Annotated in this window: 13 protein-coding genes; 11 read left to right on the top strand and 2 right to left on the bottom strand. The window is 44.9% G+C overall.

The window, feature by feature from the left end; translation table 11 throughout:
• Nucleotides 1-136: 136 nt before the first annotated feature.
• Both galU and L1076_RS24100 read right to left on the bottom strand, forming a co-directional pair.
• Nucleotides 137-1,009 (bottom strand): UTP--glucose-1-phosphate uridylyltransferase GalU, encoded by an 873-nt coding sequence (gene galU / locus L1076_RS24105; RefSeq protein ID WP_038864585.1) that lies wholly within the window; start codon nucleotides 1,007-1,009, stop codon nucleotides 137-139.
• 161 nt (nucleotides 1,010-1,170) lie between these two features.
• Nucleotides 1,171-1,815 (bottom strand): LuxR C-terminal-related transcriptional regulator, encoded by a 645-nt coding sequence (locus L1076_RS24100; protein WP_038864583.1) that lies wholly within the window; start codon nucleotides 1,813-1,815, stop codon nucleotides 1,171-1,173.
• A 280-nt stretch (nucleotides 1,816-2,095) separates the two neighbouring features.
• Here L1076_RS24100 and L1076_RS24095 point away from each other — a divergent pair, with 280 nt between their 5' ends.
• From L1076_RS24095 to L1076_RS24045, 11 genes are all read left to right on the top strand, one after another.
• Nucleotides 2,096-2,638, top strand: a complete 543-nt coding sequence (locus tag L1076_RS24095; RefSeq protein WP_038864580.1) for a single-stranded DNA-binding protein — start codon at nucleotides 2,096-2,098, stop codon at nucleotides 2,636-2,638.
• Between the two features lie 250 nt (nucleotides 2,639-2,888).
• The gene (gene csrD, locus L1076_RS24090) at nucleotides 2,889-4,898 is read left to right on the top strand and encodes an RNase E specificity factor CsrD (protein WP_038864578.1); all 2,010 of its coding nucleotides are present in this window, start codon (nucleotides 2,889-2,891) and stop codon (nucleotides 4,896-4,898) included.
• Nucleotides 4,899-4,909: 11 nt separating this feature from the next.
• Nucleotides 4,910-6,358 (top strand): MSHA biogenesis protein MshI, encoded by a 1,449-nt coding sequence (locus L1076_RS24085; protein ID WP_038864577.1) that lies wholly within the window; start codon nucleotides 4,910-4,912, stop codon nucleotides 6,356-6,358.
• Nucleotides 6,355-7,005 carry a type II secretion system protein GspM gene (gene gspM / locus L1076_RS24080; RefSeq protein ID WP_038864576.1) on the top strand — a complete coding sequence of 217 codons (651 nt, stop codon included), beginning with the start codon at nucleotides 6,355-6,357 and terminating at the stop codon, nucleotides 7,003-7,005. The genes L1076_RS24085 and gspM overlap by 4 nt, the downstream gene beginning before the upstream one ends.
• Nucleotides 6,998-7,330, top strand: coding sequence for a hypothetical protein (locus L1076_RS24075; RefSeq protein WP_038864575.1), 333 nt, complete (start codon nucleotides 6,998-7,000; stop codon nucleotides 7,328-7,330). Before gspM ends, L1076_RS24075 begins: the two co-directional genes overlap by 8 nt.
• Before the next feature lie 20 nt (nucleotides 7,331-7,350).
• Entirely contained in the window at nucleotides 7,351-8,985 is a 1,635-nt protein-coding gene (gene mshL / locus L1076_RS24070; RefSeq protein WP_237304632.1) for a pilus (MSHA type) biogenesis protein MshL, read from the top strand.
• Between the two features lie 45 nt (nucleotides 8,986-9,030).
• The gene (locus L1076_RS24065) at nucleotides 9,031-9,870 is read left to right on the top strand and encodes an AAA family ATPase (RefSeq protein ID WP_237304631.1); all 840 of its coding nucleotides are present in this window, start codon (nucleotides 9,031-9,033) and stop codon (nucleotides 9,868-9,870) included.
• Nucleotides 9,861-10,958 carry a tetratricopeptide repeat protein gene (locus tag L1076_RS24060; RefSeq protein WP_237304630.1) on the top strand — a complete coding sequence of 366 codons (1,098 nt, stop codon included), beginning with the start codon at nucleotides 9,861-9,863 and terminating at the stop codon, nucleotides 10,956-10,958. Before L1076_RS24065 ends, L1076_RS24060 begins: the two co-directional genes overlap by 10 nt.
• Nucleotides 10,955-12,679, top strand: a complete 1,725-nt coding sequence (locus L1076_RS24055) for a GspE/PulE family protein (protein WP_038879733.1) — start codon at nucleotides 10,955-10,957, stop codon at nucleotides 12,677-12,679. The genes L1076_RS24060 and L1076_RS24055 overlap by 4 nt, the downstream gene beginning before the upstream one ends.
• An 8-nt stretch (nucleotides 12,680-12,687) precedes the next feature.
• Nucleotides 12,688-13,911: a type II secretion system F family protein gene (locus L1076_RS24050; RefSeq protein ID WP_038879730.1), complete on the top strand. Its 1,224-nt coding sequence runs from the start codon at nucleotides 12,688-12,690 to the stop codon at nucleotides 13,909-13,911.
• Nucleotides 13,912-13,915: 4 nt separating this feature from the next.
• The gene (locus L1076_RS24045) at nucleotides 13,916-14,377 is read left to right on the top strand and encodes a hypothetical protein (RefSeq protein WP_039975677.1); all 462 of its coding nucleotides are present in this window, start codon (nucleotides 13,916-13,918) and stop codon (nucleotides 14,375-14,377) included.
• Nucleotides 14,378-14,507: the final 130 nt, after the last annotated feature.

Genomic DNA, 14,507 nt, shown 5'->3' with positions numbered 1-14,507 from the left:
TTTTTGCTCTATGTATAACCAAGTCACGCAAGTATTACATAGTGTGAGAAATGTGCAAAGGGAATACTGGACAAAAAAACAGTAAGAAAAAAGCCCGACGGTTAGTCAGGCTTTATAATCAATAGTTTGGGGATGATTACGCTTCTTTCTTAGTTGCGTGCTTACCTAGCTCTGATTTTTTCTCATCCTTTAGATAAAGGTTTTCGAAGCAGTAGTTAGTGGCTTCGATGTAGCCTTCTACGCTACCACAGTCAAAACGTTGACCTTTGAATTTATACGCCAATACACAGCCTGCTTTTGCTTGTTTAAGCAGAGCGTCAGTAATTTGGATTTCACCACCTTTACCTGGTTCTGTGTTCTCGATTAGCTCGAAGATATCTGGCGTCAGGATGTAACGACCGATGATCGCTAGGTTACTTGGTGCTGTGCCTTGCTCTGGTTTCTCAACCATGTCGTCTACGCGGTAGATATCATCTTTGATCATCTCACCTGAGATAACGCCGTATTTGTGTGTTTCTTCTTCTGGAACTTCTTGAACCGCAACGATTGAGCAGCGGAACTGTTTGAACAACGCCACCATCTGAGCCAGTACGCCTTCTTGCTCATTCACACAAAGATCGTCCGCAAGTACAACGGCAAATGGTTCGTCACCAATCAGTTCACGACCCGTTAGGATCGCATGGCCAAGGCCTTTCATTTCACGTTGACGAATGTAAGTAAAGTTAGCTGAGTCAATGATTTCACGAATGTCGACTAACAGTTCTTCTTTGTTAGTGCCGCTGATTTGGTGCTCAAGCTCATAGTTTTTATCGAAGTGATCCATGATCGAGTGTTTGCCACGACCTGTTACGATACACATGCCATTCATACCAGCTTGAATCGCTTCTTCAACGCCGTATTCAATTAGCGGCTTGTTCACTACAGGCATCATCTCTTTTGGCATGGACTTTGTCGCCGGAAGGAAGCGCGTACCATAGCCCGCCGCAGGGAACAGACATTTTTTAATCATTGGGGGAATATCCTTTCTCAATTTTTTAATAAAGAATCTGAGCGACACTTTAACATGAGAGCGGCATATGAATCATGAATTAAGTAGGAAAAAATGTGAGACAGGAAGTGCAAAGAAGCATGAGCAACACACCTTTAATTATTTTTGTGCTGCTCTGCTGGTTAAGACATCAAGTTTTGATCAGCCCAAGCGATGGCTTGCACGCGATTTTTAACCGACAGTTTTTTGAAAATCTGATACAAGTGAGACTTGATGGTGAATTCGCTAACAAACAACTCCTCAGCCATTTGATTATTTGATGCACCTGCTTGAAGGCAGCGTAATACTTGCAGTTCACGAATAGTCAAATCGACAGTAGCGGGCGCAGTATGTGTGTTTATGACGTTGCGATAGTAATGTAAAAGTTGGCTGGTTACGTTTCGTGGCAACCAATTTTGGCCGTTTACGATGCCTTTTAGCCCTTCTCCGATTTGCTCAAGTGAGCTCTCTTGGTAGAAGACTCCCTTTAATTGACCAAACGCTAATAGTTCATCTGTGGTTAAACGCTTAGGGACGTTAAATACGACGGTCTCAAAGTTTTTCCATATTAACGGAAGGTTCTTAATCGACTGAACCAAGGATTTGTGCTCACTGAAATCGATCATTAAGATCTTATTACGATGTTTGGGATTGGCTTCCATAAGCGCTTCGGTGGAGATCACTGGAATATCAATGTCAGTGTATTTGACCAAGTCTTCAACTTTTTTCTCTGCATGGTCTTCCATGCTGATCAGAAACAGTTTTCTCGCATAAGCCGATTTTTTCACGCGGTCTTTTCTCCTTGAATTCATAACGCTGAATACGTTGGCATCAAACATAAATCAGAGCCATAGGGTTCAATAAGAAATGCGTTGAGATTCAAAGGTTCACGAAACGATGTCTGCAAAACGAATCAAAAATGCTACGCCTTGGAGTTGAAGTGAGATTTCGATTCCACAACTTTCAATGACAACCCACAATGGGATTAGGCTTTAATCAAAACATCAAAGCGTGTATTCTTATGCGCTAAAATTTTACATATATATCCAGAGTGAAACGGAGCACATCATGGCCAGCCGTGGAATTAACAAAGTTATTTTGGTGGGGAATCTAGGTAACGACCCTGAAATTCGTTACATGCCTAATGGCGGTGCAGTTGCAAACATTACGATTGCGACTTCTGAGTCATGGCGTGATAAAGCGACTGGCGAACAGCGCGAAAAAACAGAGTGGCACCGTGTTGCACTATTCGGCAAGTTGGCGGAAGTAGCAGGTGAGTACCTACGTAAAGGTTCTCAAGTTTACGTTGAAGGCCAACTTCAAACTCGTAAATGGCAAGATCAAAGTGGTCAAGACCGTTACACTACTGAAGTGGTTGTTCAGGGCTTCAACGGTGTAATGCAAATGCTAGGCGGTCGTGCTCAAGGTGGCGCTCCTATGGGTGGTCAACAGCAGCAACAGCAAGGCGGTTGGGGTCAGCCTCAACAACCAGCTCAGCAGCAGTACAACGCTCCACAGCAACAGCAGCAACCTCAACAACAGGCTCCGCAGCAACCACAGCAGCAATACAACGAGCCACCAATGGACTTCGACGACGACATTCCGTTCTAAGTAGAGTCTTCAAGATTGCATTTAAAAGGCCGCGAATTTCGCGGCTTTTTTATTTTCATGGTTTGTCTGAAAGGACTGTAATCATTTCGAATTGTAATTCGAAGACCTTCACTCTCAAATATCGAATGATGGTTTGTTTCTTTCCGCCTCAGTCTCTCACATTCACACGAATACGATTGTTTACTGAACGCTTATCAAGTATAAATATTTCAATAAGGTATATGATGAATAGAAAAGGAATTTGGTATTCATGAGGTATACCCCAACTCTTAAGCTAAGCACGCGGCTGGTGGCTTTTGTCACTATGATCGTTATATGCGCAATGTTTATCTTGTTTGTCGGCGGCACCCTCTCTTTTAAACGACTAGGGCAAGAGTATCTCACCCATTATTTGGAAGGGATCGTTGAGGTTGTTGATAAAGAGATGGAAGATCCTGATGCCGCATACTCGATGCAGCGCTGGATGCCGAAAATGCTTCAAGCCAGCAATATTGTCGAGATGACCCTCTCGGCGAATGATGCCGTGGTTTACCGCTTTAAAGACACCACCCATAAAATAGACAGCTCAGTGTTGTTTGAGCAAGAGTACCCACTTACTCACAACCAAGATTATGTTATCTATTTTAAGGTTATTCCTCCCTATCTAGGTTACAGCTACTCAATGCAAGCGCTTTGGTCTATCACGCTTGCTGTGGTTCTGATCATCTTCTGTTTAATGCGCGGTGTTGCTTGGCTAAAAGAGCAACTGGCAGGCTCCGAAATGCTTGAAGAGCGCGGCAGAATGATTTTGGCTGGCCGCGTTGAACAATATGCAAAGGGAGATGAGCGAGAATGGCCTTACACGGCGAGTGAAGCGCTCGATGTGTTGATTGAAGAGTTGCAGGATGCGCGTCAAGAACGTAGCCGATTCGATACCTTTATTCGTACTCAAACTTTCCTCGATAAACTTACTGGAACGGCGAACCGAGTGTTGTTTGACAGTAAGTTGGAATCAGCCTTGTTGGAAAGTGGTGCACGCGGTGCAGTACTACTGATTCGAATCCAAGACTGGAAACTTGTAGAAGAAGAGCAGGACAAGCAAACCTGTGATGAGTTTATTGTGGAAGTGGGTAGCTTACTTTCCAATTTAGTTCAGCGTTACCCTGACGTGGTGTTTTCTCGCTACTACAATGCCGATTTTGCACTTTTCTTGCCTCATCAATCCGCAAAAGATGTGGCTAACTTAGCTTCTCAATGCATTCGCCAATTGGAAAAGCTTCACCCGCCATATCCGTTAGAGTTGGATAACTGGTGCCACATTGGTATCACGACTTATAAAGAGGGTGAGCGTCACAGCCAAATCATTGATGAGGCTGAGACGGCGTTACGTAGTGCCCAGTTACAGAACAATAACAACTGGAGCCGCTTTAAAAAGTGGAATCATGATGAAGATGCTCGAGGAAGTGTGAGATGGCGTACGTTATTTGATTCAGCACTCACATCTAAAAATGTGATACTCTACGCACAATCTGCCTATCTAATAAGTGATGTGGCGCATAAAAAACCTTTGCACGACGAGTTAACATGTCGGATTCGCGACCCAGAAAATGGAATTGTGAAAGCGTCTCGTTTTATTTCAGCGGTGCGACAAGTCGGTTATGAAGCGCAAATGGACCGCGCAGTTGTTAATAAATTCTTAAAAGACTTTAAACACAACTTCGATAGTAGTCAGACGTATGTTCTTAACCTCAATGTGATTCCTTTTGGGCATCGAGAATATTTCAAATGGTTCCGTGATGAACTCTTACAGTTGTCACGAGAGCAAAGAAAGTGTCTCATTTTTGAGTTTGTAGAAGCACAATTTGTAAGACACTTAGACTTTATGCGACCAGTCGCTAAAATGCTGGCCGGTTTAGAATGCCACCTTATGATTGGGCAAGCGGGGCGTACTATCGTCAGCACGCATTACTTAAAAGAAGTGGACATTCGTTATCTCAAGCTACATCGCAGCTTAGTAACAAAAATCGACCAGAGACATGAGAACCAGTTGTTTGTTCGCAGTATGTTGGGTGCGGCCGCAAACAGTAAAACAAAAATAATAGCAGTGGGAATTGAGAATAAGCACGAGCTGAACACCCTAATTGAATTGGGGGTTCACGGTGGGCAAGGACGTTATTTCTCTTCAGAAGAGCAATACCTTCCTCGCTCTGAATCAATGCAACTTTCTCAATCTGAATCTCAAGTGAAATTGGGAAGAAGAAATCGCTGGCGAAAAAAATAAAGATAATAATCATGGATTTTAAAGCAGTACTCGACAAGCTCAAGCGATCATCGGTCGGTGGTCGCACTTGCTTTTTGGTTATTCAGCCAGACGCAGTTTATTTATCATCACCCCTTAAAAGCAGTCGACCATCCAAGTTTGAGATCTCAGAATCGAATTGGGAGCGCGCATGTGAGCAAGCGTTAAGCGTTGCTGCAAGCTCTTACGATTCTTTAGCGGTTGTGCTTTCTCACAACTACTATCAGATGTATCAAATTGATAAGCCAGCGATGCCGCGTAATGAATGGCCTGCTGCACTACCATTTTTGCTAAAAGAGCTGATCTCTGAACGTGCGATCGACATCATTGCCGATGCGGTTGAGTTACCCAACTCAAACAAAGTTCAAGCTTACGTCTTATCACGAAAGATCCTCGATAAGTTGGTATTGTTGGCAAGTCGAGTTCAATTGCCTTTGGAAGCGATCATTCCTGAAGATGACGTTTGGGGGGATACTTCTGGTGAACTTGGCAACTTTTTATTGCTTCAACGCAGTGCTCGAGGACACTTCCGCATCAGTGCGTTTGTCGAGCATACCATCGCATTCCACCGCTCTATTCGCAGTGTCACCCCACCACTAACAGGTGTGCCGTCTAGCGAGTTGCAGATGGACAGTCTATCTCTTGAGTTGCAACGCTCAATTGATTACCTCTCTTCTCAACTTCGCCACGTGCAATTGCATCAGTTGAAAGTATGTTGTGATGATGAAGATGAAAATGAACTGGTTGAGTCGCTTAACTATCGTTTAAGCACGAAGGTTTCTGCATTATTGGCTGAAGATCATGAACCTTCTGGCCATGTCTTAGCCGATACGGCAGCAACGTCTAATACTCGACGCGTTAATCTGTATCCAGATTTCTTAAAACCGAAAAAGAACCTGCTAACGCTAAAAAACGTGGCGATTTCTTGGGGTGTGGCTGCCGCGGTTATTTTCCTTTCTTACGGTTATGTGACTTGGCAAAGTGATGGCGTAGAAGATGAAATCGCCATTGTAAAAAGCAAAGGCAACATCATGAAATCTGAGTTAGATCGTTACCAGGCTCAGTTACGCAAGCATCAACCAGACACCAATAAACTCGCTGCCAAAGCGCGTCTGGAGCGTGAAGTAAAAGCCAAGCGTGATTCACTGAAAGCCGTTGGTAAATATGATGATTCCCAACGCACAGGTTATTCGGGCGTGATGCAATCGCTCGCTAAGCTTGGCAGCAATAATATTTCTTTGTCTGAAATTCGTATCGACCACAACACATTAGATTTAAAAGGTCTGGCAAGAACGCCAAGTTCTGTTCCCAATTGGGTCAGCCAGTTCAAGAATGAGATCAGTTTAATTGGTCGTACCTTTGATGATGTGAAGATTGGTCGTAATGACGACAATATCGTGACTTTTGAATTGAAGACGCGCGGAGGCAAAGAAGAAAAATGAACGAATTCTGGCTTTCTTTAGAAGAGCGCTTTGATGAAATGAGCGCACGCGAAAAAGTTCTGATCGCACTATGTGGATTGGTCACTGTCGTGATGCTGCTGTTTACTTTGGTACTGGAACCAAAGCTCAATGAAGTGGTGAGTAACGACAAACTCTTGAGTAACTTGAAGCAGACTAATCAAAAAACCGAAATTGACATTTTGCGTATTCAGGCTCAATTGAAAAAGGATCCTAACGCAGAGATTGATCAAGCAATTTCCCAATTGCTGACTGAGAGTCAACATCTGTCGATGCAGCTTTCAGAGATCATTGAACATCTTATTACACCTTCACAGATGGCAGCTTTGCTCGAAAGTGTATTAGAGCAGCAAAGCGGAATTCATTTATTGTCGCTTCAGACATTGCCTGCGGAGCCGATAACGGAAGATAAAGAAGCGTCTCAATACTCCGGATACTACGTGCACCCAGTGCGTATGGAGTTAACAGGTGACTACTTTGCTATCGCTAACTACTTGACCAAATTAGAAAGCTTGCCAGCAAGTTACTACTGGCGCAGCTTCAGTTATAAAGTTGAAGCGTATCCAAAAGCGAAGTTGGTGTTGGAAGTGTACACATTAGGTTCTAGAGAGGAGTTTATTGGTGGTTAAGAAACTCATTACCTCACTTGTTCTTGTGGTTGCTGCCGGTTCTAGTTGGGCCAACCAAGATCCAACAGCGCCTCTTGGCTGGCAAAAAACAGCGACAGAATCGCAAGCCAAACCGAAAGCAAAACAGTACCGCTTACCAACGCTCAACAGCATCGTATGTAAGCCGAACACTGAATGTGTCGCTATTTTGAATAACCGTATTGTCGAGCCTGGCGTGAAACTTAACGGATATCGAGTAGCCAGTATCAATAGTGAATTTGTAACTTTAAAGCGTGGTGACCGTCAGTGGAAACTAGAGCTTTTTGGTTTGAACGTAAAAAAATAATAACCAGAGCCTTATCAGATATGCGCAAATTAGTTGTAGGAATAGTGATTGCTTCCTTAATGGGTTGTTCTATGGGTCACCGTGACCCAGTAGAAGTGAAGCAAGCACTGAACGAATCTATCAATGAAGCAAACAGTCGTGCACTTGAAGATATCCCTTCTTCTGTGCAAGCCGATCTTATGCCAAACCTAGACAGCAGTGTTTCTTCTCAGCAAGGCACTCTGAAGCGTTTCCGTATCCAAGCTAATGCAGTTGAAGCGCGCAGCTTCTTTGCTTCCTTAGTGAAAGGAACGGAATACAGTGTCGCAATCCACCCTGCTGTACAAGGCAATATTACGGTTAACCTATCAGACGTGACACTGGACGAAGTGCTTAATGTCGTACAAAACATGTATGGTTATGACGTTGTGAAGTCAGGCAAAGTGATTCAAATTTACCCAGCAGGTATGCGCACAGTTACGATTCCTGTCGATTACCTACAGTTCAAGCGTTCTGGTCGTTCATTAACGAGCATTGTGACTGGGTCGGTGACGTCTGCGGGTACATCAAATTCAGGTAGTAGTTCTGATGACTCTGACTCGTCAGATTCAAACAGCGATAACGGCGACAGCTCGACAACATCGACAGGTGGTACTCGCATTGAAACTATCACAGAAAGTGATTTTTGGCCGATGCTGCAACAAGCGGTCGCGAATCTTATTGGATCTGGCAAAGGCCAGAGTGTTGTCGTTACCCCACAAGCTGGTGTGATAACCGTTCGTGCCTTCCCTGATGAGATTCGCGAAGTTCGTGAGTTCTTGGGTGTCTCTCAAGAACGTATGCAACGTCAGGTTATTCTGGAAGCAAAAATTCTAGAAGTAACATTAAGTGACGGTTACCAACAGGGTATCAATTGGTCAAATATGTCAGCCTCCATTGGTAACTCGGGTAGTATTGTCGTTGACCGAAACCCTGCGACTCTACCTTTAGATGCAATTGGTTCGCTACTCGGTGGACAAACTAACGTTACTTTCTCTGATGGTAACTTTAAAGCGGTAATGAACTTCATGGCCACTCAAGGTGATTTGAACGTGCTTTCTAGCCCGCGCATCACCGCAGCAAACAATCAAAAGTCCGTCATTAAAGTGGGTACTGACGAGTACTTCGTTACCGAGCTGTCAAGTAATGCAGGTAATGGCGAGAACTCCAACGCGGTGCCTGAAGTTGAGCTTACACCTTTCTTCTCTGGTATCTCTCTAGATGTGACTCCGCAAATCGATAATAAAGGCAATGTGTTCCTGCACGTTCATCCTGCAGTTATTGAAGTGGAAGAAGAGATTAAGAACCTCAACCTTGGTGGCGACTTCCAAAACATCCAACTTCCATTAGCGAAAAGCTCGATTCGTGAATCTGATTCTGTAATTCGCGCAAAAGATGGTGATGTGGTTGTTATTGGTGGTTTGATGAAGCAGCAAAACCTAGAGCAAGTATCGAAAGTACCGTTCTTAGGTGATGTACCCGCGCTTGGTAATTTATTCCGCAACATCAACAATGTGACGCAAAAAACAGAGTTGGTTATTTTGCTAAAGCCAACGGTTGTTGGGGTGAACACGTGGCAGAAAGAGCTAGAGCGTTCACGTGATTTATTGCAAGAGTGGTTCCCTGACGCTGAGTAATCAGCGTTAGGAAGTGTCGTTTAAACGTGGTTTTGTGATTCGACTATGTACTTGTCGCATTTTGGATTTCGAGTTCAGCCTTTTTCTCTAACCCCAAACACAGAAATGTTTCTGGGGTTAGTCCCTCATTATGAGGCCATTCAAACTATTATGGCTGCGGTCAAAATGGGAGAAGGGGTTATCAAGGTGACTGGGGAAGTCGGCACAGGTAAAACGATGGTTTGCCGTAAGCTGATTGAGCAAATCGAATCACAAGTGGAATTGGTTTATTTGCCTAATCCAGTATTGAGCGGTGAGCAGCTTCAGTTTGCAGTCGCAAGAGAGCTTGGCATCGAAGATACCGACCCATTAAAAATCGTTTCACTGATTCAAGAGCATCTGATTGAAGTACACGCTTCAGGTAAGAACACTGTTCTTATTGTCGATGAGGCACAAGCGCTTTCAACAGAAGCACTCGAGACTCTACGTTTATTCGGCAACTTAGAAACCGAACAAGATAAGCTGATCCAATTGGTTTTATTTGGTCAGCCTGAATTGGATGAGCGTTTAGAAATGCATGAACTCAGACAGTTTCGTCAACGCATTACGTTCAGTTGCCAACTTCGCCCTCTCTCTATTGAAGAAGGGGTGGCGTACATCAATAACCGTTTAGACAAGGCCGGTAATGGTGCGCATATCTTTTCAATAGAGCAGAAGAAAGCCATTTGGCGTTCGGCGATGGGAATTCCTCGTTTGATTAACCAAATTAGCCATAAAGCCCTGCTTTCGGCGTTTAATGACCGTTGTACGCTTTTGAAAAATCAACACGTTTACGTTGCGATGCACGATACCTTCGATGCACGTAAACCTAAGTTTAAAACTCCAAGATTTTGGGGATGGAGCTAACCTTGAGTGCCATCAATAAAGCATTATCAGAACTTGCTGAAAAAGAATCGCCTTCGGATTTAACCAAGGCCGATATTCCGAGTATCTCACGTAGCAAACCGTGGCTTTGGCTCGTTGGTGGCTTTTCATTGAGCTTAGCCGTCGGCGGATGGGCTGTGTCTCAAGGTCCAGCGCCCGTTGAAAACATGGCGACGACTACCGTGATGTCCGTTAGTCAGGCTAATCGTCCTTCCGCTCAAGTGGTTGAAGTGAGCCACTCACCAACAAGTAAGGTCACGCCTGAGTTAGACAATGTGGTGTATGCGCAAAGAATTGAAAGACCCAAAGTAACGGTACAAGTTCCTGTGGTGAAAGCGGTTCCACAAGTCGACGATTTCGAGCCTCGTAAGCAAGTCGTCAGCGCACAAGAGCAGCCTATTTTATTAGCGAGTTTGAGTGGCAATACGCAACAAACATCAACGGCAGCACAAGACAGTTCAATGCGTATTGAACAAGTGGAATTGACGCATCAACAGTTGGCGGAGAAAGCGCTAGGTCGTGCAGACAAAGCCATGGATGCCAATGACATGAAGACAGCACTGGCTGCTTTCACCGAAGCATTGCGTTATCAACCAAGTAACGTCGAAGCTCGCCAGAAGCTATCGGCGCTTTACTTTGGTAAAGGGGATACACGCAAAGCTTATGAAATTCTACAAGCTGGCATTCAGCTCGATACAGATAACCAAGGTTTGCGTTTAGCGTTATCCAAGCTTTTAGTCAAAGCAGATCAACCAGAAGCGGCACTCAGCCCATTAGCCTACCTGCCGGATTCACCGACTCGTGATTATCTTGCGATGCGTGCTGCATTGGCTCAAAAGCAGAAGCAAAATGACATTGCGCTCGAAAGCTACCAGTTACTGACGCAGCGTGAACCAGAAAATGCACGCTGGTGGCTAGGCCTCGCGATTCAACAGGAGCGCACTTTAAGCTTTACATCGGCGATTGCTTCTTATCAGCAGGCGCTGGGTAAAGTGGGTATCTCAAATCAATCTCAGGCATTTATTCGTGATCGTCTGAACATCTTAAAACAACTGGAGAATGCGCAATGAGAATTCAGTTGAGAAAACGCCTTGGCGATCTGTTGGTTGAAGAAGGTATTGTTTCTGAAGACCAAGTGCAACAAGCGTTAGCAGCGCAGCATAGTACAGGGCAGAAGCTTGGTGATGCATTGATTGACCTTGGTTTTATCAGTGAAAAGCAGATGCTCGAGTTTTTATCGCAGCAACTGGGTTTACCGCTGATTGATTTAAGTCGTGCGCCTGTCGATGCAGAGGCGGTGCCGATTCTTCCTGAAGTTCATGCTCGACGCTTACGTGCCATGGTCGTCGCTCAAAATGGTGATACGTTGCGTGTTGCAATGAGTGATCCTGCGGATTTGTTTACTCAAGAGTCATTAATGAACTTGTTGGGCGAATACAATCTGGAATTCATCATTGCCCCTGAGCGTCAACTGGTTGAAAGCTTTGACCGTTACTACCGCCGAACCAAAGAAATCGCATCGTTTGCCGAGCAGTTGCAAGCTGAGCACCAGGATGTCGAGGCATTTGATTACGGTATTGACGGAGCAGACAGTGAAGAAGTTACGGTTGTTAAGCTGGTTAATTCGATGTTTGAAGATGCGGTTCAAGTGGGCGCTTCGGATATCCATATTGAACCAGACGACAAAGTCCTACGCTTGCGTCAGCGCGTCGATGGTGTGTTGCATGAAACGTTACTGAACGAAGTCAACATTGCTTCAGCTTTGGTACTTCGTCTTAAATTGATGGCGCATTTAGATATCTCCGAGAAGCGCTTGCCACAAGACGGTCGCTTTAATATCAAAGTACGTGGTCAGTCGATCGACATTCGTATGTCGACATTACCGACTCAGTACGGCGAATCGGTGGTAATGCGTCTACTCAACCAATCCTCTGGTTTGCGTAAGCTTGAGGACTCCGGTTTACCGGCAGAGTTGCTTTCGCGTCTTCGTCGCCAACTGTCTCGCCCTCACGGCATGATCTTGGTTACCGGCCCGACGGGTTCTGGTAAAACCACCACGCTTTACGGCGCATTGAGTGAATTGAACGAGCCGGGTAAAAAGATCATCACCGCAGAAGACCCGGTGGAATACCGATTACCTCGTATTACTCAGGTTCAAATCAACAGCAAAATTGACCTGACTTTCTCTCGTGTGCTGCGAACTTTCCTTCGTCAGGACCCGGATATCATTCTTATTGGTGAGATGCGTGACCAAGAGACGGTCGAAATCGGTTTGCGTGCCGCACTGACAGGTCACTTGGTATTAAGTACCTTGCACACTAACGATGCTGTTGATAGCGCTCTTCGTATGATCGACATGGGGGCGCCTGGTTACTTGGTGGCAAGTGCCGTGCGCGCGGTGGTTGCTCAGCGTCTAGTGCGCCGCGTTTGTCCGGATTGTAAAACGACAGAACAGCTTGATGGTGCTCGTCAACAATGGCTAGCGGGTCGATTCCCGAACCAAGTTGGTGCGACTTTCCATAAAGGTGTCGGTTGCCAAAACTGTAACTTAACGGGCTACCGAGGCCGAATTGGTGTGTTTGAAATGCTCGAGCTTGAACATGAAATGATGGATAAGTTACGTGCAAACGACGCAGTGGGTTTTGCTCAAGTGGCTCGGCGTTCAGGCAACTACAAGCCGCTGCTTGCTTCTGCAATGGAACTCGCATTGCAAGGCTCAGTCAGCTTGGATGAAGTGATGGCTCTGGGTGAAGGCGATGCTTCCGGTAAAATCGATCCAATTCTAATGTAGGTAAGTGAATGCCAACTTTTCGTTATCAAGGCCGCACTTTAGACGGCTCATCAACCAGTGGTAAAGTCGAGGCTGTAAATTCAGAATCGGCGGCGGAAGCGTTGATGAACAAGGGTATTATTCCCTTAAACCTGCGTTTAGAGAAAGAAGGGGTAAAGAGCAAAGTCAGTTTATCCAAACTGTTTGTGCCTGCTATTCCGCTTGAAGTCATTATCTTATTTTCTCGTCAGCTCTTTAGTCTGACCAAAGCGGGTGTACCGCTGCTGCGTTCTATGCGTGGTTTGCTACAAAACTGCGAAAATAAGCAACTGAAAGAAGCGCTTGAAGATGTGGTTGCCGAGTTAAGCAACGGTCGTGGTTTGTCTTCAGCAATGCAACCTCACACCAAAGTGTTCAGTCCGCTGTTTGTGTCGATGATCAACGTAGGTGAAAACACTGGTCGTCTTGATGAGGCGTTACTGCAACTAGCCAATTACTACGAGCAAGAGCTCGAGACGCGTAAGCGCATCAAAGCTGCAATGCGCTATCCAACCTTTGTGATTGTTTTTATTACCATTGCGATGTTTATTTTGAACATTCTGGTTATCCCTGAATTTGCCTCGATGTTCACTCGTTTCGGTGTGGAACTACCATTGCCTACACGAGTCTTGATTGCGACATCTAACTTTTTTGTTAATTACTGGGGCTTGTTGATTGCTGCCATCGTTGGTGCGTTCTTAATCTTCCGCTCTTGGGTTGCAACTGCTGATGGGCGAGAGAAGTTCGATAAACTGCGCTTGAGATTACCCATTGTTGGCGACATTGTGAACCGTGCCCAGCTTTCTCGATTTTCAAGAACCTTCTCGTTGATGCTGAAATCCGGTGTGCCTCTCAACCAATCACTTGCATTGGCTGGTGAAGCGCTTGGCAACAAGTTCTTAGAAAACCGAATTCTTGAAATGAAATCGGCGATTGAAGCGGGTAGTACCATTTCTGTCACGGCAATCAACAGTAAGATTTTTACGCCTCTGGTCATCCAGATGATTGCCGTGGGTGAGGAAACGGGTCGAATTGATGAACTGCTATTGGAAGTTTCGGACTTTTATGACCGTGAGGTAGATTACGACTTAAAAACCCTGACTGCCCGAATAGAACCGTTACTTTTGGTCATTGTTGCGGGCATGGTGATGGTACTGGCATTGGGCATCTTCTTGCCGATGTGGGGGATGCTGGACATCATCAAAGGCGGCTAACGGGGTGGTTGAAAATCAAAGTCGAGCGACACTGATTCTTGCTGCTGTCGTTGGAATTATTGTGCTTGCCGCATTTACGCAAAAGTTAAAACTGATAGAGCAAGAAGCGCAAGAAACAGGAGCGAAACTTGCCAAGGTTTGGATGCAAGATAGTGTGCAACGATACCACCAAGCTTGGCTCGTTCATGGAGAACCTAAGTTGCTGTTAATGGACGGTTTTGAGCTTAATATGACAGAAGGGGGCTTAGTGTCACCTTTCAAATCAAGCGGTGCGCTCGATTGTGACTATTGGTTGGCGGTCCATTACCCGCAACGTAAAATTATGGCGAGCGAGTTGTTAGAAATTCGTGGAGCAATTAAAAGTAATAGTTATACATGTGACTATACTTATGAAAATGGACAGAGAGTTGTTGTTATATCGACCGCTAATCGTCTGAAAATAGACGTCGAAATGTCGGCGGAGTGATTTTTTTGACACTTTAGTACTATAAATAGGAATGAAAGTCGGTATAATGCAAACATTACCATAAGCAAAAGGTTGTAATAAAAAGTAAACCGCAAGGTGATTCACTTTTTATCTCGGCTTTAACTTAACA

Origin of the sequence: Vibrio sp. MMG023 (genome assembly GCF_021654215.1) — a bacterium.
In the GTDB taxonomy this organism is placed as follows: domain Bacteria; phylum Pseudomonadota; class Gammaproteobacteria; order Enterobacterales; family Vibrionaceae; genus Vibrio; species Vibrio jasicida.
The sequence above is the reverse complement of the archived record's forward strand: the minus strand, read 5'-3'. Positions and strand labels throughout refer to the sequence as shown.